We start from the raw sequence: 19,604 nt of genomic DNA, 5'->3' as shown, positions 1-19,604 counted from the left end.
AAAAAGAATCAAGCGGCCGTCGGAGGCACGGCGGTACGGCTCAGCGCTTTTGGTGTTGAAAGAGCTGGACTTTTGAGGATGCGGCCGCTCAGGCGCTCGCCACCCGGGCAGCGCGCGGGTCCGGTTCGCTGTCAGAGCGGATTTCCAGTGCCAGGGCATGCACGCCGCCGGCGAGCTCGTCAGCAAGCAGATCATTGATCGCCCGGTGCCTTGCAACCCGGTTCATGCCGTCGAATGCGGCCGCGGCGATTTGCACACGGAAGTGGGTTTCGCCGCCTTCGCGCCAGCCGCCATGGCCCTTGTGCTTGTCCGACTCGTCAATGACGTTCAGAAAAGAGGGTGAAAAAGCTGCAGACAGTTTGTCGGTAATCGTTTGCTTCGTGCTCATCGGACTCATTTGGCGTAGCTGTTTTCGAAGTTCAAGTCTTTCGTGGCCCGACCCCGCCTGATACAGTGCCGGGCTCTTCGACTTTCGACATCCGGTCTGAGGAAATTAACTTTGGATACCGGGACAATGCAACGGCCTGCGGCTTGCCCGCACGCCCCCACACTTCAATATTTCGGCGCATGAAACTGGACTCAAAACTCTTCGACAGCATCCGCGTGAAGCCGGACAAGGAACGGGCCGAGCAGGGCCGTCACCCGGTGTGCGATCATCCGGGTTGCCAGCGGCCGGGCACGCACCGGGCCCCGAAAGGGCGCGACCGGGAAGGGCAGTATTTCAATTTCTGCGTCGACCATGTGCGCGAGTACAACAAGTCTTACAACTATTTTACGGGCATGGGCGATGACGACGTCCGCAGCTATCAGAAGGATAGTCTGACGGGGCACCGGCCGACCTGGAAAATGGGTGTAAACCGGCAGGCAGCCGAGGGGCCGGACGGCTTCGACGCCCGCTCCAGCATGCGCTCCAACGCGCAACGGCGGAGCGAGCAAGTGCGCCGTCCGCGCGAAAGAAAGCTACTAACGCTTGAAAAACGTTCCCTGGATGTGCTCAATCTGCCTTACACAGCCCGTGGCGCCGAAATCAAAGCGCGCTATAAGGAGCTTGTTAAATTGAACCATCCGGATGCCAACGGCGGTGACAGGTCTTCCGAAGACCGCCTGCGGGAAATCATTCAGGCGTACAACGTTCTGAAAAAAGCCGGTTTCCTTTAGAGCCTGCAGGATCCTGCCGGCTTTTTCCAAACGACCCTTCCCGAACCGACGGGACTGCGGAGGACTGATGACTGAGACGACGACTGCGGCCATGGCCATGCCGGACACTGAAATTTCCGTAGAAGAGGTTTTCGGTTTCAAGTCCGACCTCAAGGTACCTGCGTTTTCCGCGCCGTCAGAACATGTGCCAGAGCGTGACGAAGATTACCTTTTCGACCGCGCCACTACATTGGCGATCCTGGCGGGTTTTGCGCACAACCGGCGCGTGATGGTGACCGGCTATCACGGCACCGGCAAATCGACCCACATCGAACAGGTGGCTTCGCGTCTCAACTGGCCGTGTATCCGCGTCAACCTGGACAGCCACATCTCCCGTATCGATCTCGTCGGCAAAGACGCAATCGTGATCAAGGACGGCAAGCAGGTCACCGAGTTCCGTGACGGTATCCTGCCCTGGGCCTATCAGCACAATGTCGCGCTGGTCTTCGACGAATATGACGCCGGCCGCCCGGACGTGATGTTCGTGATCCAGCGTATCCTGGAATCTTCCGGCCGCCTGACGCTTCTGGACCAGAGCCGCGTCATTCGTCCGCATGCGGCATTCCGGCTGTTCGCCACCGCAAACACGGTCGGTCTCGGCGATACCTCCGGCCTGTATCACGGCACGCAGCAGATCAACCAGGCGCAGATGGACCGCTGGTCGATCGTCACGACGCTGAACTATCTGCCGCACGACAATGAAGTTGATATCGTTCTGTCGAAGGCAAAGCACTTCCAGTCGGAAGAAGGCCGCAACACCGTTTCCAAGATGGTGCGCCTGGCCGACATGACCCGGAATGCCTTCATCAACGGCGACCTGTCTACCGTCATGAGTCCGCGTACGGTCATCACCTGGGCGGAAAACGCGCAGATCTTCGGCGATGTCGGCTTTTCCTTCCGTCTGACCTTCCTCAACAAGTGCGACGACATGGAACAGTCCCTGGTGGCCGAGTTCTATCAGCGCTGCTTCGGCGAAGATCTGCCGGAATCCTCTGTCAACGTAGTCATGAGCTGAGGTCCCGATGGCACCACGGCCGGGTCATAATTCCCTTCCGGGCAACAAGCCCGCGCCGAGCACCGAGCCGTTCAAGCAGTCGGTGAGCGGTACCATGCGGGCGATTTCCGGCGAGCCGGAGCTGGAAGTCATCTTTTCCGGCGACCGGCCGGGTCTCAGCGGCATGTCCGCGCGCCTGCCCGAGCCGTCGCGCAAGATCAACGCCCGGGAAATCGCCATCACCCGCGGTCTGTCGGACAGTATTGCGTTGCGCATTGCCTGCCACGACAAGGCCGTGCATTCCAAGAACATGCCGCAGGGCCCGGACGCCCGGGCAATTTTTGAAGCGGTCGAGCAGGCTCGCTGCGAAGCTGTCGGCGCGCGCCGGATGCAGGGCGTGGCCGACAACCTGTCGGTGATGCTCGACGACCGGTTCCGCAAGTCCGGTGCGCCGGACATCACCAGCCGCGAGGAAGCCCCGCTGCAGGATGCCCTTTCCCTCCTGGTGCGTGAACGCCTGACCGGGGCAAAGCCGCCGGAAAGCGCGACCAAGCTTGTCGACATGTGGCGCGGCTGGATCGAGGACAAGGCAGGTGCCGACCTCGACCGGCTGGAAGCGGAGGTCGAGAACCAGAATTCCTTCGCGGCCCGTCTGCGTGATGTCCTGAAATCGCTCGACATGGGCGATGAGCTTGGCGACCAGGACCAGGACATGGACCCGGACGAAAACGAGGATCAGGGCAACAACGACGAGGCCGAGTCCGGCGACGACAGCGAAGAAGATACCGGCGAACAGGAAGCTTCTCCGCAGGAAATGGAACTTTCCGGCGAAGAGCAGGAAAGCGGCGATACGGAAGCTGCCGAAGCCGACATGGAAGACTTCGCCGACCAGGACATGTCGGAGGACACCGAGGAGCCGGGCGAGAGCGATCGGCCCGACTTGCCGACCTCCAACCGGCCGGAAACCGATTACAAGGTGTTCACCACCCAGTTCGACGAGACCATCACCGCCGAAGAACTGTGCGACATGGCGGAGCTCGACCGGCTGCGCGGTTTCCTGGACAAGCAGTTGACCCATCTGCAAGGGGCCGTGGCGCGCCTGGCCAACCGGCTGCAGCGCAAGTTGATGGCGCAGCAGAACCGGGCCTGGGACTTCGATCTGGAAGAGGGCCTGCTGGACACGGCCCGGCTGACCAGGGCCGTGACCGATCCAATGGCGCCGCTTGCGTTCAAGCAGGAGCGCGACACCAATTTCCGCGACACGGTCGTGACGCTGCTTCTGGACAATTCCGGATCGATGCGCGGCCGCCCGATCACCGTTGCCGCCACCTGCGCCGACATTCTGGCGCGCACGCTGGAGCGGTGCGGGGTGAAGGTCGAAATCCTTGGCTTCACCACCAAGGCCTGGAAAGGCGGCCAGTCTCGCGAGAGCTGGATCGGGGCCGGCAAGCCGCCGACACCGGGCCGTCTCAACGACCTGCGCCATATCATCTACAAGTCTGCAGATGCTCCCTGGCGTCGTGCCCGTCGCAACCTCGGCCTGATGATGCGCGAAGGCCTTTTGAAGGAAAACATCGACGGCGAAGCGCTGTTGTGGGCTCATGACCGGCTTATGGCGCGGCCCGAACAGCGCCGCATCCTGATGATGATTTCCGACGGCGCACCGGTCGATGACACCACACTGTCCGTCAACCCGGGCAATTATCTGGAGCGGCACCTGCGCTATGTCATCGAGGAAATCGAGACCCGTTCGCCCGTCGAACTGATTGCCATCGGCATCGGCCACGATGTGACGCGCTACTATCGCCGCGCCGTGACCATCGTCGATGCTGAAGAACTCGCGGGCGCCATGACGGACCAGCTCGCCAATCTATTCGATGATGAGGTGGATACATCCTTCAACACGCGTGGCCGCCGTCGCCGCGCGGGTCAACGCTAGTCGGCAGGAATCGTAATACATGGCAGCAGAGGGAGGACGTCGCCCGGCAGGTAGTATCGCACTGGCGGCCGCCTTTCTCTCCGCTCTTTGGTATGTCGAGCCTGTCCGCGCTTCGGCTGAGGAACTGCTGTCCGCCGGACAGCCGGTCAAGGCACGCACCCGGTCCATCGACACCTTCCGCATCGGGACGTCTGAAACGACCTTCGGCAAGCTCACCTATCTGGGCGGTCTGGAGCTGATTGCAGCCGATCGCAAGGTTGGCGGTCTGTCCGGACTGATCAGTCTGGACGGTGGAAACGGGTTCCTGGCAGTGACGGACAATGGCCATTGGGTCAGCGGCCGGATCGAGCAGACGGCGGAAGGCAAGCCGACGGGGATCGCTGATCTTCGTTTCGCCCCTATGCTCGGGGCCGACGGCAAAACGCTCGATGCACGCTGGGGGCACGATACCGAAGCGCTGACGCTGTCTGGCTCCGGACTTTACGTGACCGCTGAAACCCGCAATGCCATCTACCGTTTTCCCTGGCCGATCTCGACCGGCAAGGAGAAAATGATCGGCGAATTGGCGCTGCCGCAGGATATTCGCGATCTGCCGCGCAACACCGGACTGGAAGCCCTGGCGGCGGGGCCGGAGGGCGGCCCGCTTGCGGGCAAGCTCGTGGCTGTCGCGGAATCAGCGCCAAGCGACCTGCACGATCTGTCGGGCTTCATCATCAGTCCGGACGGCACGGAACGCTTCACCATCCGACGGCACGACCGCTTCGATGCGACCGACGCCGCGTTTCTGCCCGGTGGTGACCTGGTTCTGGTGGAGCGGCGCTTCAGCCTGCGCGATCTGATCGGCCTCCGGCTGCGCCGGTTCAATGGGGCCGATATCGTTCCCGGCGCCGTTCTGGAAGGCGAGCAGCTGCTGGATGCTGACTTCAACTCCCAGATCGACAATATGGAAGCGCTTAGCGTCCACACCAATGAAAATGGTGAGACGATCCTGACGCTCGTCTCCGACAACAACCGCTCGATCCTGCAGCGAACCCTGTTTCTGAGGTTTCGGCTGGAGGACTAGGGTCCGGCCCTCTGTTTGTTCAGGCCAGATCCTTCCACCTTTTTAGGGGCGCGGTCTCCAAAAGTGGGAAATCGGAAGCCTCAAAAACAGAAAAAGGCGCTGCAAGGCGCCTTTCCGTCATCCATGTCGCAGGCTTGTGCCGTCGGGAGCCTTTATGCTGCCCGTTCATCCGGCAGGGCCCGGAAGAGGCCAAGCACGAGCCGGTAAGGGGCGAGCAGGACGACAGCGACGAGCAGCTTGACCAGGAAATCGCCAATGGCCAGCGAGACCCACAACAGCGTCTGGGTGTCGTCGCTGATGCCCAGGAATGGCACGGGGAAGGCGAGCGAGCTGTCTTCCATGCCGAACAGGCTGTCGATGAAGGCGAAGCTGGCAGAAAAGGCGATGCCGAAGAACAGCAGCGTGTCGATGACGGATCCAATGAAGGATGAGGCGACCGGCGCTTTCCACCATGTGAGCTTGCGCATGCGGTCGAAAATCGTCACGTCCAGCATTTGCGCGATGAGAAAGGCCGTGCCGGAGGCGATGGCGATACGGGGTGTTGCCAGCCAGACCGACACGACTACGGCAATCAGGAAGCCGGCCATCACGACCTGGCGGGCGGCAGCCGGGCCGAAGCGGCGGTTGGTGAGGTCGGTCACGAGAAAGGCAACCGGATAGGTGAACGCACCCCAGGTGAGCGTGTCGGCCAGGTTGATGCCGCCGATGAAATGTCTGACCGGGAACTGGACCAGAAAGTTGGAGGCGACGACGACAGCCGCCATCGCCAGAATGGCGACAACGTGGTGGCTCGCGGAAAATGTCCGGGTGTCGGTCATGTGTTCACCTTACAACGACAGACGCCCAACCGATGTCGATTGGGCGTTCTGAAAAGGCTTATGCAACTTTTGAGCTGCCTGCTGCCGGTAGGCCCGGCAGGCGCTTCAGGCCTTAAGCGGCAGCGGCTTCAGCCTGCTTGCGCTTGATGTCGACCTTGATCTTGCGGGCAGCGTCGGACAGGTCCGCGTCGCTTGCCTTCATCAGGTATGCGTCCAGGCCACCGCGGTGCTCGACGGAGCGCAGAGCGTGGGCGCAGACTTTCAGCTTGAAGGTTTCGCCAAGCGTGTCACTGATCAGAGACACGTTGCACAGGTTCGGCAGGAACCGGCGGCGGGACTTGTTGTTTGCGTGGGAGACGTTGTTGCCCGTCATCACATCTTTGCCGGAGAGTTCGCAACGGCGTGCCATGATATCACCTTTTGTTTTCGTGGCTGGGCCGTTACTTTGAACCCAGCAAGTCCAACCGGAACCGGCGCGGACCTGAGGCCCGGCGACATCGTCTCCGGCATTTCTCGGAAAAAGTTGCCCCGCTATAATGGGAGTGGAGGCCAACGTCAAGACATCTCCGCCGCTTTGCGGAGATTCACTGCTTTTATTTGCATGACGCGCTGTCGTTAACCAGTGAGTTACCATAATTTAGAATGATTGGGGTCGTTCAGCGAGTGGGATTTATGGTATCTTTCCGTCGCGGAACTCTCGTGGCGCGGGGGCGCAATTCGCTGCCAGGCGGCAGTCCGGAGGTTTTGAAGTGTTCGGTTTGATGTCTTTCGGGCGGCTGGTCGCCCTGCCAATGCTTGCTGCGGCGCTGCTGACGACACCGGCGGAAGCCAAGAAAAACAGCGTCGGCGGCCTCTACAATATCTCGATTGCCGGCTTCAAGGTTGGGCGCGGAACGCTGTCGCTCGTCATGCAGGGCAATGCCTATTCAGCCAAGGTCAGCCTCGAGCCCGCAGGCATCGGCACGCTGTTCACCACCGGCAAGGGTGGGGCCGAAGCATCGGGCTGGATGGTCGGTTCGCGCGTCGTGCCGTCGAAATACCGCATGGCCTCGCATGCCTCCAATCTCGATTTCTACGTCAATCTGAGCCAGGGTTCCGGCAGCATCCGGTCCATGGAAGTCGCCCCCCAGTTCAAGCCGAATCCGGAACGGATCAAGGTGACGGACCGGCACACGCGAAACGCGATCGATCCGCTGAGCGCGGCGCTGATGCCGGTTGGCCGGGCCAAGGACAGCCTTGGGCCGAAGGCCTGCTCCCGCCGTCTGCCGGTGTTCGACGGCTGGACCCGGTTCGATATCAAGCTGAGCTATTCCGGCACCAAGGAAGTCTCCGGTCACGGCTATGACGGCCAGGTGGTTGTCTGCAAGGCCCGCTGGGTGCCTGTCGCCGGTCACCGTCCGTCCAAGGATTCGGTCAAATACATGGCCAAGGCCAACATGGAAGTCTGGGTCGCTCCCATGGGCCGCGACAACGTACTGGTGCCCTACCGGATTTCCATCGACACCAAGAACGGCCGGCTTATCGTGGAAGCCGACAAACTCAAGATCGATGGTGCCGGCAGCGATCAGGCGTCTGCCGACTGATCCCTGGCCTTTGATGAAGCGCTCTTTGGGCCTTGTTCCGGCAGGAAACCGGACAGGGCCTGACGGGCGTAAGGCATCTGTGTTTTCCGGCAACCGGCACGCCGAGGCTTGCGCCTCCTTGCGTCTCTTGATACAGCCCCCACGTATGCGTTCAGGCGCGGGTAAACGGCCTGGAGCATCTTGCGTTGTTCAAAGGCGGCAAAGATGCTTGAACGTCTTTGAAACGATCGACATCGGGTGACTGGGCGCTTCCGGCCGGGTATCCTTCGATCTTGTAACAGAATTTCCGGACCGACCGCCGACGAGTGGTGGCGCCGGCATGATTCAGGTAACCGAGTAAATGCACAGCTATTTGGAATTCGAAAAGCCCGTTGCAGACATTGAAGGCAAGATCCAGGAGCTCCGGGCTCTGGCCGGGGAAGATGGCGAAGCCGTCAATGTCGACAGTGAAATCGACCGGCTGAAAACGAAATCCTCGCAAACGCTGCAGGAGCTCTACACCAAGCTGACGCCCTGGCAGAAAACGCTGGTTGCCCGCCATCCGGACCGTCCGCACGCGGTTGCCTATATCGCCGGTCTGATCGAAGATTTCACGCCGCTCGCCGGCGACAGGAAATTTGCCGAAGATGCGGCGCTGATCGCAGGCATCGGCCGTTTCCGTGGCCAGTCCGTCGCCATCCTGGCGCAGGAAAAGGGCCACGACACCGAAACGCGTCTCAAGCACAATTTCGGCATGGTCCGCCCCGAAGGCTACCGCAAGGCCGTTCGCATCATGGAAATGGCCGAACGTTTCGGCCTGCCGCTGATCAGCTTTGTCGACACCTCCGGCGCCTATCCGGGCCGCGGGGCTGAAGAGCGCGGTCAATCCGAAGCAATTGCCCGCTCGACCGATGTCGGTCTGGGTCTCGGCACGCCGTCCGTTGCCGTCGTCATCGGCGAAGGCGGTTCCGGGGGGGCGATCGCCATCGCAACCGCCAACAAGGTTCTGATGATGGAGCATGCAATCTATTCGGTGATTTCACCGGAAGGGGCGGCCTCCATTCTGTGGCGCGACAGCGCCAAGGCGCAGGATGCCGCGACCGCGCTGAAGATTACCGCGCAGGATCTCAAGCAGCTCGGCGTCATCGACGACATAATCAAGGAACCGGTCGGTGGTGCACACCGGGCGCGCGAAATCGTCATCGACAACGCGGGCAAGGCGATCGAGACCGCGTTGAAGGATTTGGCGGGCCTGTCTCCGGAAGAAGTGCGCAAGCAGCGCCGCGAGAAGTTCATCTCCATCGGCAGAACACTGAGTTAAGTGTTCACGGTCTCGTGAAGAGGTGCCCCTTGCGGAGTTTTGCGAAACGGCTTCGCTGCTCACCGCAAATGGCTTCAATACGCCGCAGATGAGCGAAAAACGATGCAGGGCCGCCCGAAAAGCGGCCCTTTTGCCATCCTGTGGCCAGAATTTGCCGTCATTCAGGCGAACTTGAGACGCGCAGGATGACGCTTGGGCAAGTTTTTGTTCCTATCACCATAATTTTGGTCGCGGGTACAATCCGGTTTCAGTAACTTATCGTCAACCATCATTCCCTAGCCTCTGCGCGGGGGCGAGGACGCAGGAAGTGCGGCAAGGCAATTCGTTCGCCTTTGTCGGTTTCCGCTTAGTTTGGGACAGTATCATGGTCTTTCGGCGCCTTATGAACACGCCAGCCGGCCTTCTTCTTGGCAAAAGCGGCCTGAACGGCCGCCGTACAGCGCGCATCGGTGCGGCGCTGTTGCTTGCCGGAGTGCTGGCGGCTTGCCAGGGAGACGAATTCAGCGCAGGTCCGAACAAGGCACAGCTTCCCGTCAGTGCGTCGATCAAGCGCAAGATGAACGACCTCAACATGAGTTCGACGTCGCCGATCATGATCCGCATCTTCAAGGAAGAAAGCGCGCTGGAGGTCTGGAAACAGACACGTACCGGCAAATATCAGCTTCTGGACGAATTCGAGATCTGCAAATGGTCCGGCGAGCTCGGCCCGAAGTTCAAGGAAGGCGACCGTCAGGCCCCGGAAGGTTTCTACGAAATCACGCCGGCCCTCATGAACCCGAACTCGAATTATCATCTGGCCTTCAATCTCGGCTATCCGAATTCCTATGACCGTGCCCACGGACGCACCGGCTCGCACCTGATGGTGCATGGCGCCTGTTCGTCCCGTGGCTGCTACGCCATGACGGACAAGCAGGTGCAGGACATCTACGCGCTTGCCCGCGACAGCTTCAAGGGCGGTCAGCGCTCGTTCCAGGTGCAGGCGTTTCCGTTCCGCATGACACCGGAAAACATGGCGCGCCATCGCGACAGCGAGCACATGGAATTCTGGCAGATGCTGAAGACCGGTTACGACCACTTCGAAGTGACGCAGACCCCGCCGCAGATTTCCGTCTGCGAGAAGAAATACGTGTTCGATGCCACCACGCTGGTGGAAGGCGTGCCTTTCCGGGCCAGTGCCAAATGCCCCGAGTATCAGGTGAGCCCGGGCATCGCGTCGGCGGTTGCTTCCAAGCAGCGCCGTGACAACGAAAAATACCAGCAGCTCGCCGCCCGTTTTGACGCCCGCGAAGAGCGCCAGAAACGCTGGGAACAGCGCTCCAACCGGCTTGCAGAAGCTCTCGGTGGCGGTGAAGACGATACCAGTCCGAAAGTTGCCACGGCGGAAGCCGCTGCTCCCGAGGCGCAGCCGGCTGAAACGGCAACGGCGACAGCAGCCGCCTCCGAAGGTGCTGTTCCGGCCGCTCAGCCACGGCCGGGATCGGCGGTCGAGACCGCCTTTGCCCCGCAGGACCAGTCCGGCGGCAGCTCCGTCGGCAGCTTCTTCAAGCGCTGGGTGCCCTTCGGGCCGAAGGCGTCGGAAGATGGCGCTGATGTCGGTCCGATCGAAACCGAGGTGGTTCCGGAAACCAAACCGAACTGATCGGTTCCGGAACCAGACGCGGGTTCAGCTTCATCGAGATGCTGTATCCCGGTTGATTGCCGTATCCTGAGGAGGACTGAAAAGTCCGCCTCAAGGGGGCTGCATAACCTGAGAAAAGTTGCGCCCTCCCAGACAGGCTCCCGGCTTTTCTTCAAAGGGCAAGGCCCTATGGACTTAGCCGGGGGCTTAGCCGGCCTGCTTTTTTCGCCCCTTTCACGTCCCTCGTTACGTCAGCGGTGGCAAGCCCAGGGAGACGCCTTCCCGCAGTACGGCCGGATCGTAAGCCTTGCGGGAGAAGACCTCGCGCACCAGCGGTTCGAAGCTTTCCAGGGTATCCATCTCGTAGTCGGGATCGAAAGAGGACTGGTCCCAGCGCTCGCAGAAGTCGGCGCAGGCCTGGAAGTGCATGTGATCCTTGAACTGGTCGCGGGCGTTCTCGTCCCAGCCGTAGTGGCGAGCATAATAGAGCATCTGGAAGATGCCGTGATGTTCCACCACCCAGGCAACCTCATCGCGCACGAAGGGCCGGATGATCTCGGCTGAGAACCGGTCGTGGTTCTGCGGGGCCAGTCCGTCGCCGACGTCGTGCAAAAGCGCACCGACGATCCAGTCGATATCCGCACCTTCCCGCCGCGCCCTCGTGGCCGCCTGCAGGCCATGTTGCAGGCGGGTGATCTTGTAGCCGGACAGGCTGTCCTCGTCCTGACGTCTCAGTTCAGCCAGAACACGGTCGGGCGTCATGGCATGATGGGGGCGCTCCGCTTCGGCCAGGAAGTCATATTCTTCCTTGGTTCCGTCTTTCATCTGGGTGAAGGACACGGTTTTCATAATTTGCACTCCTGAGTTTGCGGGAGTGTGCTTCAGGGCACCTGGAAAAGTCCAGACGGGAAATTTCCTTTTCCTGTCTGGACCTTCTGCTCAATTGGATGGCGGAGCCGGCATATCCGGCAGCACCTTTTCAACCGCAAGACCGAGCGAAAGGAGGTGCCGGTCGGAAAAGGCCGGCCCATCGAGTTCCAGACCGACAGGCAGGCCATCCGATGTCAATCCAGCGGGCAGCGACAGGCCTGGAATACCGGCGACCGATCCCGGATCGGTGTTGCGGATGAAGGTGGGGAAGGTGGGCACGTCTTCTCCGTTTAGCGACACTGTCTCGTCGGATCCAGAGATGGGTTGGGCCGGCAGAGGCGTTGTCGGGAAGACCAGCGCGTCCAGCTTGTTGGCCGTAAAGACCTCCGCATATCCGGACTGGATCAGGGGTCGCATGTCGTCCATGGCCGCCCGGTAGACATCATCGGGGATCGCCTGGTTGCCCAGAACCAGATTGTCGAACACGAATTTGACATCGGGGCTGGCTGCGGCGCTGGCAATGTCCTGCAACTTCAGTCCGGTTCCGTGCGTCTCCAGAAAGGCGGCAAGATCCCGCTTCACTTCCCACAGGGCGATGGGGAAACCAGCTTTTCCGGCAAGCTCAAGTTCCCTGCTGATATCGACGGGAACAAGCGTCACACCGGCAGCCTGCAACTTGTCCAGTGCTTCCTTGAAAAGGCGATCCGTTTCCGGCGAGAGATTGTCCGTCAGGCCGGCTGGAACCCCCAGGCGGACAGTGCCGAGATCAACCGGCTCAATCTTTGTGGTACTGCCGGTGATGACCGCATCAAACAGAGCCAGATCGGCAACCGTTCTTGCAATCGGGCCGGGGGTGTCACGCGTGGCGGAAATCGGCACGATACCTTCTGTCGGATATCGGCCGGTGGTCGGACGCAGACCGGCGACGCCGTTGAGCGCCGAGGGAATGCGCACCGATCCGCCTGTATCGGTTCCAAGCCCGGCCGGCGCCAGACGCGCGCCAACCGCTGCTCCCGTGCCGCCGCTCGACCCGCCGGCAAAGCGGGATGGATCATAAGCGTTTGCCACGGCACCGAAGGCGGCATTGTTCGACGTGATGCCGAAGGCAAGTTCATGAAGATTGGTCTTGCCGAGCAGGATGGCCCCGGCCTCCCGCAGCTTCTTCAGAACAGGGGCGTCCTCCTGTGGCACCCAGCCCTTCAGCGCCGGCGTGCCACCGGTTGTCGGCTGGCCTTCGGCGGCAATGTTGTCCTTGACGACAATCGGTACACCGTGCAGCGGGCCGAGGGCTTCACCCGCCTTCACGCTTTCATCCGCCGCGGCTGCCGCCGCCAGGGCGCCTTCGGTGTCGAAGGTTATATAGACGTTTCCCGGGTCATCCCCGGTCTTGGCAATCAGAGCGTTGACGAGGTCCGTGGCGCTTAGCGTTTGTTCAGCTATTGCGCTCGCCATTCCCGCCGCGCTCAGGGTGGTGATGTCTTCCGCAGCCTGGGCCGACCAGGCCAGGGCGGCCGCGAGTGCGGCCAGTCCGGCTGTGAGATGCACTTTCATTTCGTTCCCCTTCTTGTGCATGAGGGAAACAGCAAACGCCCGCGTCTTACGCTGCGCATCCTCCAAAATGAGGAGGCAAGGCTGATTACTGCAGGGAAAGCCGTGCGTTGATGCTGGCGAGCAGTTCGGCCCTGCTGGTAAGCCCGGATTTTTGAAAGACGGCCTTCAGGTGCGAACGCACAGTGGTCACGGAGATGTCGAGGTCTGACGCGATCTCGCGGTCGCGTTTGCCTTCGCTTACCAGGCACAGAACGTCCTGTTCGCGGCTCGTGAGCTGATGGCGCGCGGCCCAGGCTGTCAGGCGCAAACGGGGGTCGGCTTCCCGCAGTTTCTGTTCGTTGTCTCGCATGTTGGCCAGAGCCTGCCCGAAGGCCGTGCCGATTGCGTTCAGCATCTCCAGATCGCGCTGCTGAAAGGTTTCCTTGCCGGCACCGCGCCAGATGCGCAGGTCGCCCAGATGGCCGTTCGCCGCATAGGCGTGGAAGTTCATGCCCTGATGCAGGCCGTCGCGCGCCAGAAAGTCGTTGTAGAATTCGGTGCGCAGGAAGTCATCGCGGGAAATGATCTGGTCCAGATGGGTGGCGCGCCGGCACATGCGGAACCGGGGGGTGATCGGGTCGCAGTGCTGGAAATGATGCTGATAGGCGGCGAGATTGCTTTCGTCCATGTTCAGGAACACACCGTCGGTGTCGCCCTCCGTCCGTGTCCAGACGTAGGACGCGAAATAATCGGCCTCCAGAAGGTCAAGCAAACGTGTGCCAAGCTGCAACCTGAGTTGCCGCGCGTCCTGAATGGCGGTCATGTCCTGCATGATCGCGAATATCAGCTTCGTTTCCCGGCCCGAAAGCGTCGTCAGCATGCCAGACCTCCTTCTGCGGCATGGTAGCCGGGAAGAGGAGATCCGTCATCCAGAACAATCAGCCCGCTCCGGCGGCTTATTTGGGCATCAAGGCCCAGTAGTCGAAATCGAGCACCACTTCCGGCAGATAGTTGCCCTCGTGGTCCCGGCCCGGAAAATCATGGCAGGTCCGGTTCTTGGTCGCGACAAGGCGAAGGCGCAGCGCGCCAACGTCCGAACGTCCGTCGATGTCTGCCTTGTCCAGCACTTCCGACCAGGCATAGACCGTGTCGCCCGCCCCCAGCGGGCCGACGTGGCGGCCGCCGTTGATGCCGGCGATGTGGAACGCGTTGGCCAGCCCGTTGAACGACAGGGCGCGGGCAATGGAGATCACATGGCCGCCATAGACCAGCCGGTGGCCGAAGCGGTTATGAGCTTCCGTGTGCTGGTTGAAATGCACCTTGGCGGTGTTCTGGTAAAGCCGGGTCGCAAGCTGATGCTCGGCTTCTTCCACTGTCATGCCGTCGACGTGGTCGATCTTCTCGCCAACCTCGTAATCGGCAAAACGGTATTCGGAACCGGCCAGGTCGTTGTCCCAATTGGCGGTGTCGAGCAGCGGCACGGCGGTGCCGAGAGACTGCGGGTCGAGGGCCGCGGGAAGTTCCGGCACGACGGGTTCCGGTGCGGGATTTGCCGCAACACGCTTGTTGACCATCACCCAGCGAACATAGTCCAGCACCTCGGTGCCGTTGGCGGTGTAGCCGGTCGAGCGCACATAGACGACGCCGGTCTTGCCGTTGGAGTTCTCCTTCTTGCCGATCACCTCGGACACGGTGGAGATCGTGTCTCCGGGGAACACCGGTGCCAGAAACCGACCGCCCGCATAGCCGAGATTGGCGACGGCATTCAGCGAGATGTCCGGCACGGTCTTGCCGAAAACGATGTGAAAGGTCAGCAGGTCGTCGACCGGGGCATGAGCGTAGCCGAGGGAAGTGGCGAAAGCGTCGGACGACTGAACCGCAAAGCGGGAGCCGTAAAGCGCTGTGTAGAGCGCCTGGTCACCGCTGGTGATAGTGCGCGGCGTTGCGTGGCGGATCACCTGGCCCACCTTGAAGTCTTCGAAGAAATTGCCGCGATTGGTCTTGCTCACCTGTGCCTCCCGGTTCTGATTTGCCGGAAGGGATTAAGCCCGCTGCGGTGCACACAAGCAAGTCAGACGTTTTGCCGATGACGCTTTGTAACAGTTCGCGGTGGTTTAAGCTGTCTTCCCGGCCCGACGAAGGACAGGGAAAACAGCCGTCATTTGCCTGCCGGATCCGGCAGCGCGCCGCAAAAGCCGCCGCTGGGCGCGGTGCCGGACCCCAGCGCCAGAAGCTTCGGGGCCTTGTAGGGATTGGGCGGTGTCGCGGATGCGTCTAGAGCGATCATGGCGGCGAGCCCCGCAAGGGCGATGGAGGCGGTCACCAACCGGGTCATGATCTTGCCTCCAGCTTCAGGAGAGGGCGCAGTTTGACACCGTAGATCGATCCGGCGAAGGCGGCCGCGAACCAGACCCAGCCGTGAAGGCTGCCGGTCGAGATACCGGAGAAGAACGCACCGACATTGCAGCCGAAGGCGAGGCGGGAGGAATAGCCCAGCAGAAAACCCGCGACTATTGCAGTCATCCAGGCCTGCGCGGGGAGGGAAGAGATGTTCTGGGACAAACCGCCCGACCGCCAGCTGGCAACGAGAAACGCGCCCAGGATAATGCCGATATTGGTCAGCGAGGTGTAGTCCGTCAGCAGGCTATGGGTCAGGCGCTCGACGGAACCCGGCGCGCTCCAGAAAGCGGAGCCGGACAGATCCGCACCCGCAGCAGAAGCTGCTTTTGCCGCCCACAGGCCAAGGCCGTAAACGACGCCCCACGGCTGACCGGCGACAATCAGGTTCAGGATCGCAAGGGCGGCCAGCAGGACGGCCGCAACAATCAGTCGGCGGGGCAGGCGGCGGTGTTCGGGCGCGGCCAGTTTCCAAAGCACTGCGGCAATTGCCGAAAGCCCCAGCAGCGTGATCGCCGCGCCCTGCCAACCGGACAGGGTCAGGACCGGCAGGGCGCCAAGGTCCGTCCACCAGATGAGGTGATAGGCCCCGGCGAAGCTGCCGATGGCGAAGAAGGGCAGGGCCACGAGAGAGACGGCATTGCCGGACCCGGCATTGACCAGAGTGCCGGACCCGCAGCCGAGCACCACCTGCATGGCGGCACCAAAGACGAAGGCCCCGGCGATCATCGCAAAGCCGATTGGACCCTGAGCACCGCTCAATTCGCCCTGGTTGGCGGCAAGCAGCGGGAAGGCTACCAGCGAGACGAGGGCAATCGACAGAAGCTGCGCCCACAGGCCACCGGGGTCGCGGCGCAGGATCATCGCACGCCAGGGGCCGGCAAAGCCGAAGCGCAGGCCTTCCAGCACGATGCCGAAGCCAAGACCGACGGCAAGCAGCAAGCCAAAGCGGCCACCGACGAGGAGGGCGGTGGCCAGGACGGCGGCAAGGGCGGCCAAAACCAGACCGCTGCGGCGCCAGATCGGCGCCGCAGCGGCGGTGTGAATATCAGCGGTGGTGGTCACGTCAGTTCAATATCTGGTTGAGCAGGTTCTGCACGAGACCCGGGGTATTCGCCATCTTGTTTCCGGACTGGGAATATTCGACCATGGAGCCCGCGTAAAGCTTCGCGTTTTCCACTCCGGCCACTTCAGACACGGCAAACCAGTGGGCAGCAGCCCAGTGGCCGGTGTTGCAGAAGGAGACCGTATCCTTGCCGTCTTCAACACCAAGCGAGGCCTTCAGTGCGGCCGGATCGATGGTGGTCGACATCGCCGGCGAACCTTCCTTGAAGAAAGCCGTGTAGGTGTGGTTGATGGCGGTCGGCAGGGTTCCTGGGCGGGCTGCCGCGTCATGCGCCTTCTTGCCGTTGAAGAAGTCCGCCGGGCGGGCATCGACCAGAAGCGCGTCCGACTCGCCCGCTGCCACGGCGGCAACGTTTGCCGTGGTGGCAAGCCAGGTGTCGTCAAACGTCAGGTCCAGCTCGCTCGGAAAGGCGGATTCTGCGGTGGAGTTGACCGGCAGGCCTGCTGCTTTCCAGGATTCCAGGCCGCCGTTCAGGATCGACAGGTCGGTGAAGCCGGTGGATTTCAGGGTCCAGTAGACACGCGCAGCCGAGCCGAAGTCGGTGTCGGTCTTGCCTTCGGACAGGATCACGATCGGCGTATCCTGTTCGAGGCCGAGTTCTTCCAGTTCGGCTTCCAGCTTTTCAACATCTACGAGGCCGCCCGGATTTTCAGCCGGTCCGCGGAACATGCGGTAAGGCGCAAACAGGGCGCCGTCGGCATGGCCTTTGTCATATCCGGCATTGCGTACGTCGAGAAGCACCGGCTCCACGGTGTCCAGAGATGCGGACAGCTCGGATGCTTCCACCAGCGGGCCGAAGCTTGCGGCGGCGGCGGATGTGGTGAGGCTTGCAGTCATCGCCAGTGCGAGAGCAAACTGTTTCATTGGTTCAGCCTTCCTAGTGCGCGGCGGCCCTGAGGCCAGGCGCTTCAATTCATTTGCCGAATTGTAGGAAGTTCTCGTTTCCGGGGCGTGGGATGGCGTTTCAAATTCAGTCACGCGACTGACATTTTAAACCAAAGCGGACATTCGGCGTGGCAATTGGTTGCGGCAAGGCTTGCGGGCTGTCTCAAGTCTTCTGGTTCGCCGGCGAAAGATCCGGACGAATGAAAGAGGGCGCGCAAAGGCAAACCTCATCCTGAGGGAGCGCGAAGCGCTGTCGCGAAGGATGGGCGGCAGACTTCGGAGCAAGCAGCCCATCCTTCGAGACGCCGCTAACGCGGCTCCTCAGGATGAGGTGCAATGGATACTGGCCCTCAGCAAAAAGCCCGGGACAGTGCCCGGGCTTTTTCTGGTTCTTCAAATCAGGCTTATGCCGATTCCTTGTTCGCCGCGCGTTCGGCGCGCTTGCGCTCATGCGGGTCGAGGATGGCCTTGCGCAGACGGATGGACTCCGGCGTGACTTCCACCAGTTCGTCGTCGGCAATGTAGGAAAGGGCTGCTTCCAGGGTCAGCTTCTTCGGCGTGGTCAGCTTGACCGCGTCGTCCTTGCCGGCAGAGCGGATGTTGGTGAGCTGCTTGCCCTTCAGGACGTTGACTTCCAGGTCGTTGCCACGGGTGTGCTCGCCGATGATCATGCCCGGATACACCTTTGTGCCCGGATCGATCATCATCGGGCCGCGGTCTTCCAGGTTGAACAAGGCATAGGCAACAGCTTCGCCCGTGCCGTTGGACAGGAGAACGCCGGTGTGACGACCCTGGATCGGACCCTTGTGAGGCTCGTAGCCATGGAACAGGCGGTTGAAGATCGCGGTGCCACGGGTGTCCGAGAGAAGCTCGGACTGATAGCCGATGAGGCCGCGTGTCGGAGCGTGGAACACCAGACGGGTGCGGCCACCGCCGGACGGCTTCATTTCCAGAAGGTCGGCCTTGCGTTCCTGGAGCTTCTGAACCACGACGCCGGAGTGTTCTTCATCAACGTCGATGATGACTTCCTCGATCGGCTCCAGGCGGTTGCCGGCATCGTCATACTGATAGACGACGCGCGGGCGGCCAACGCCAAGCTCGAAGCCTTCGCGGCGCATGTTCTCGATCAGGATCGCCAGCAGAAGTTCGCCGCGGCCGGAGACGACGAATGCGTCCGGCTCGTCGGTGTCTTCCACTTTCAGAGCAACGTTGCCCTCGGCTTCCTTCTTCAGGCGGTCGCGGATAACGCGGGACTGAACCTTGGACCCTTCGGTGCCGGCCAGCGGGCTGTCGTTGACGCGGAATGTCATGGAGAGCGTCGGCGGATCGATCGGCTGGGCCTGGAGGGATTCGCTGACCGACGGGGCGCAGAGCGTGTCTGCAACGGTTGCCTTCGTCAGACCCGCAATGGCGACGATGTCGCCCGCTTCGCCCTTTTCGATCGGCTGACGTTCCAGGCCGCGGAATGCAAGGATCTTGGAGATGCGGCCGGTTTCCACCAGGTTGCCGTCACGATCAAGCGCCTTGATCGGCATGTTCGGCAGAGCCGTGCCGGATACGATGCGGCCGGTCAGGATACGGCCCAGGAACGGGTCGGATTCGATGGTGGTCGCCAGGATGCGGAAATCGCCCGGCTCGGCTTCCGGCGGTGACACCTTGTCCAGAACCATGTCGAAGAGCGGGTCCATGCTGTCCTGCGGGCCGTTCGGCTCGAGCGCCATCCATTCCTGTTTGGCGGAACCGTAAAGCACCGGGAAGTCGAGCTGGTCTTCATTGGCGTCGAGTGCCGCGAACAGGTCGAATACTTCGTCCAGCACTTCATCGGCGCGCTGTTCCGGCTTGTCGATCTTGTTGATGGCGACAATCGGCTTCAGGCCGAGCTTCAGGGCCTTGCCGAGCACGAACTTGGTCTGCGGCATCGGGCCTTCGGCAGCATCCACCAGAAGGATCACACCGTCGACCATGTGCAGGATACGCTCGACCTCGCCACCGAAGTCGGCGTGGCCCGGGGTGTCGACGATATTGATGCGGGTGTCTTTCCAGACCAGCGAGGTGACTTTGGCCAGAATGGTAATGCCGCGTTCACGCTCGATGTCGTTGGAGTCCATCATCCGTTCTTCGGTGCGCTGGTTGTCGCGGAACGCGCCGGACTGCTTCAGAAGAACGTCGATAAGGGTTGTTTTGCCATGGTCAACGTGCGCTATGATGGCAATATTGCGAAGTTTCATGAGTGGCTCCAAAAGACAGAACGGGCCCTTGGGGACCCGCAGCTTGTCTGGAAGTT

General features: G+C 61.6%; 18 protein-coding genes. 7 read left to right on the top strand and 11 right to left on the bottom strand.

Annotation, left to right across the window (positions count from 1 at the left end):
• Positions 1-88 precede the first annotated feature (88 nt).
• The gene (locus tag V1T76_RS12480; RefSeq protein WP_330560987.1) at positions 89-388 is read right to left on the bottom strand and encodes a BolA family protein; all 300 of its coding nucleotides are present in this window, start codon (positions 386-388) and stop codon (positions 89-91) included.
• A gap of 179 nt (positions 389-567) precedes the next feature.
• On the opposite strand from V1T76_RS12480, the gene V1T76_RS12475 reads away from it, so the two are divergent.
• The 4 genes from V1T76_RS12475 (at position 568) to V1T76_RS12460 (ending at position 5,193) form a co-directional block, all read left to right on the top strand.
• Entirely contained in the window at positions 568-1,158 is a 591-nt protein-coding gene (locus V1T76_RS12475) for a DnaJ domain-containing protein (protein ID WP_330560986.1), read from the top strand.
• Between the two features lie 67 nt (positions 1,159-1,225).
• The gene (gene cobS, locus V1T76_RS12470; RefSeq protein WP_330560985.1) at positions 1,226-2,212 is read left to right on the top strand and encodes a cobaltochelatase subunit CobS; all 987 of its coding nucleotides are present in this window, start codon (positions 1,226-1,228) and stop codon (positions 2,210-2,212) included.
• A 7-nt stretch (positions 2,213-2,219) separates the two neighbouring features.
• Complete coding sequence (gene cobT / locus V1T76_RS12465; protein WP_330560984.1) at positions 2,220-4,130, top strand: cobaltochelatase subunit CobT; 1,911 nt, start codon at positions 2,220-2,222, stop codon at positions 4,128-4,130.
• A gap of 19 nt (positions 4,131-4,149) precedes the next feature.
• Positions 4,150-5,193: an esterase-like activity of phytase family protein gene (locus V1T76_RS12460; protein ID WP_330560983.1), complete on the top strand. Its 1,044-nt coding sequence runs from the start codon at positions 4,150-4,152 to the stop codon at positions 5,191-5,193.
• A 152-nt stretch (positions 5,194-5,345) separates the two neighbouring features.
• Here the strand turns inward: V1T76_RS12460 and V1T76_RS12455 are convergent, their stop codons facing one another.
• Together V1T76_RS12455 and rpmB are read right to left on the bottom strand one after the other, a co-directional pair.
• Positions 5,346-6,011, bottom strand: coding sequence for a VUT family protein (locus V1T76_RS12455; RefSeq protein ID WP_330560982.1), 666 nt, complete (start codon positions 6,009-6,011; stop codon positions 5,346-5,348).
• A gap of 112 nt (positions 6,012-6,123) precedes the next feature.
• Positions 6,124-6,420 (bottom strand): 50S ribosomal protein L28, encoded by a 297-nt coding sequence (rpmB, locus tag V1T76_RS12450; protein WP_023002809.1) that lies wholly within the window; start codon positions 6,418-6,420, stop codon positions 6,124-6,126.
• A gap of 340 nt (positions 6,421-6,760) precedes the next feature.
• On the opposite strand from rpmB, the gene V1T76_RS12445 reads away from it, so the two are divergent.
• From V1T76_RS12445 to V1T76_RS12435, 3 genes are all read left to right on the top strand, one after another.
• Positions 6,761-7,594, top strand: a complete 834-nt coding sequence (locus V1T76_RS12445) for a DUF3108 domain-containing protein (RefSeq protein ID WP_330560981.1) — start codon at positions 6,761-6,763, stop codon at positions 7,592-7,594.
• A 340-nt stretch (positions 7,595-7,934) separates the two neighbouring features.
• Entirely contained in the window at positions 7,935-8,894 is a 960-nt protein-coding gene (locus V1T76_RS12440) for an acetyl-CoA carboxylase carboxyltransferase subunit alpha (protein WP_330560980.1), read from the top strand.
• A gap of 364 nt (positions 8,895-9,258) precedes the next feature.
• Positions 9,259-10,533, top strand: a complete 1,275-nt coding sequence (locus V1T76_RS12435; RefSeq protein WP_330560979.1) for a murein L,D-transpeptidase family protein — start codon at positions 9,259-9,261, stop codon at positions 10,531-10,533.
• Between the two features lie 225 nt (positions 10,534-10,758).
• Here V1T76_RS12435 and V1T76_RS12430 read toward each other — a convergent pair whose 3' ends face one another.
• The 8 genes from V1T76_RS12430 to typA form a co-directional block, all read right to left on the bottom strand.
• Positions 10,759-11,361 carry an HD domain-containing protein gene (locus tag V1T76_RS12430; RefSeq protein ID WP_330560978.1) on the bottom strand — a complete coding sequence of 201 codons (603 nt, stop codon included), beginning with the start codon at positions 11,359-11,361 and terminating at the stop codon, positions 10,759-10,761.
• A 90-nt stretch (positions 11,362-11,451) separates the two neighbouring features.
• Positions 11,452-12,933, bottom strand: coding sequence for an indoleacetamide hydrolase (gene iaaH, locus V1T76_RS12425; protein ID WP_330560977.1), 1,482 nt, complete (start codon positions 12,931-12,933; stop codon positions 11,452-11,454).
• A gap of 85 nt (positions 12,934-13,018) precedes the next feature.
• Positions 13,019-13,792 carry a helix-turn-helix transcriptional regulator gene (locus V1T76_RS12420; RefSeq protein ID WP_330560976.1) on the bottom strand — a complete coding sequence of 258 codons (774 nt, stop codon included), beginning with the start codon at positions 13,790-13,792 and terminating at the stop codon, positions 13,019-13,021.
• A 76-nt stretch (positions 13,793-13,868) separates the two neighbouring features.
• Entirely contained in the window at positions 13,869-14,921 is a 1,053-nt protein-coding gene (locus V1T76_RS12415) for a MaoC family dehydratase (protein WP_330560975.1), read from the bottom strand.
• 149 nt (positions 14,922-15,070) lie between these two features.
• Complete coding sequence (locus tag V1T76_RS12410; RefSeq protein ID WP_330560974.1) at positions 15,071-15,247, bottom strand: hypothetical protein; 177 nt, start codon at positions 15,245-15,247, stop codon at positions 15,071-15,073.
• On the bottom strand, positions 15,244-16,374 hold the full coding sequence (locus V1T76_RS12405) for a YeeE/YedE family protein (RefSeq protein WP_330560973.1): 1,131 nt from the start codon (positions 16,372-16,374) through the stop codon (positions 15,244-15,246). Before V1T76_RS12405 ends, V1T76_RS12410 begins: the two co-directional genes overlap by 4 nt.
• A gap of 1 nt (position 16,375) precedes the next feature.
• Positions 16,376-17,299 carry a sulfurtransferase gene (locus V1T76_RS12400; RefSeq protein ID WP_330560972.1) on the bottom strand — a complete coding sequence of 308 codons (924 nt, stop codon included), beginning with the start codon at positions 17,297-17,299 and terminating at the stop codon, positions 16,376-16,378.
• A 425-nt stretch (positions 17,300-17,724) separates the two neighbouring features.
• Complete coding sequence (gene typA / locus V1T76_RS12395) at positions 17,725-19,548, bottom strand: translational GTPase TypA (protein WP_330560971.1); 1,824 nt, start codon at positions 19,546-19,548, stop codon at positions 17,725-17,727.
• Between the last annotated feature and the right edge of the window lie 56 nt (positions 19,549-19,604).

Origin of the sequence: Roseibium sp. FZY0029, from assembly GCF_036350355.1 — a bacterium.
In the GTDB taxonomy this organism is placed as follows: domain Bacteria; phylum Pseudomonadota; class Alphaproteobacteria; order Rhizobiales; family Stappiaceae; genus Roseibium.
The sequence above is the reverse complement of the archived record's forward strand: the minus strand, read 5'-3'. Positions and strand labels throughout refer to the sequence as shown.

Coding starts and splice junctions, on each gene's coding strand:
- iaaH (WP_330560977.1), bottom strand. CDS start 12,933: ATGAAAGTGCATCTCACAGCCGGACTGGCCGCACTCGCGGCCGCCCTG.
- typA (WP_330560971.1), bottom strand. CDS start 19,548: ATGAAACTTCGCAATATTGCCATCATAGCGCACGTTGACCATGGCAAA.
- V1T76_RS12460 (WP_330560983.1), top strand. CDS start 4,150: ATGGCAGCAGAGGGAGGACGTCGCCCGGCAGGTAGTATCGCACTGGCG.
- cobS (WP_330560985.1), top strand. CDS start 1,226: ATGACTGAGACGACGACTGCGGCCATGGCCATGCCGGACACTGAAATT.
- V1T76_RS12420 (WP_330560976.1), bottom strand. CDS start 13,792: ATGCTGACGACGCTTTCGGGCCGGGAAACGAAGCTGATATTCGCGATC.
- V1T76_RS12400 (WP_330560972.1), bottom strand. CDS start 17,299: ATGAAACAGTTTGCTCTCGCACTGGCGATGACTGCAAGCCTCACCACA.
- V1T76_RS12430 (WP_330560978.1), bottom strand. CDS start 11,361: ATGAAAACCGTGTCCTTCACCCAGATGAAAGACGGAACCAAGGAAGAA.
- V1T76_RS12435 (WP_330560979.1), top strand. CDS start 9,259: ATGGTCTTTCGGCGCCTTATGAACACGCCAGCCGGCCTTCTTCTTGGC.
- V1T76_RS12440 (WP_330560980.1), top strand. CDS start 7,935: ATGCACAGCTATTTGGAATTCGAAAAGCCCGTTGCAGACATTGAAGGC.
- V1T76_RS12455 (WP_330560982.1), bottom strand. CDS start 6,011: ATGACCGACACCCGGACATTTTCCGCGAGCCACCACGTTGTCGCCATT.
- V1T76_RS12410 (WP_330560974.1), bottom strand. CDS start 15,247: ATGACCCGGTTGGTGACCGCCTCCATCGCCCTTGCGGGGCTCGCCGCC.
- V1T76_RS12480 (WP_330560987.1), bottom strand. CDS start 388: ATGAGCACGAAGCAAACGATTACCGACAAACTGTCTGCAGCTTTTTCA.
- rpmB (WP_023002809.1), bottom strand. CDS start 6,420: ATGGCACGCCGTTGCGAACTCTCCGGCAAAGATGTGATGACGGGCAAC.
- V1T76_RS12475 (WP_330560986.1), top strand. CDS start 568: ATGAAACTGGACTCAAAACTCTTCGACAGCATCCGCGTGAAGCCGGAC.
- cobT (WP_330560984.1), top strand. CDS start 2,220: ATGGCACCACGGCCGGGTCATAATTCCCTTCCGGGCAACAAGCCCGCG.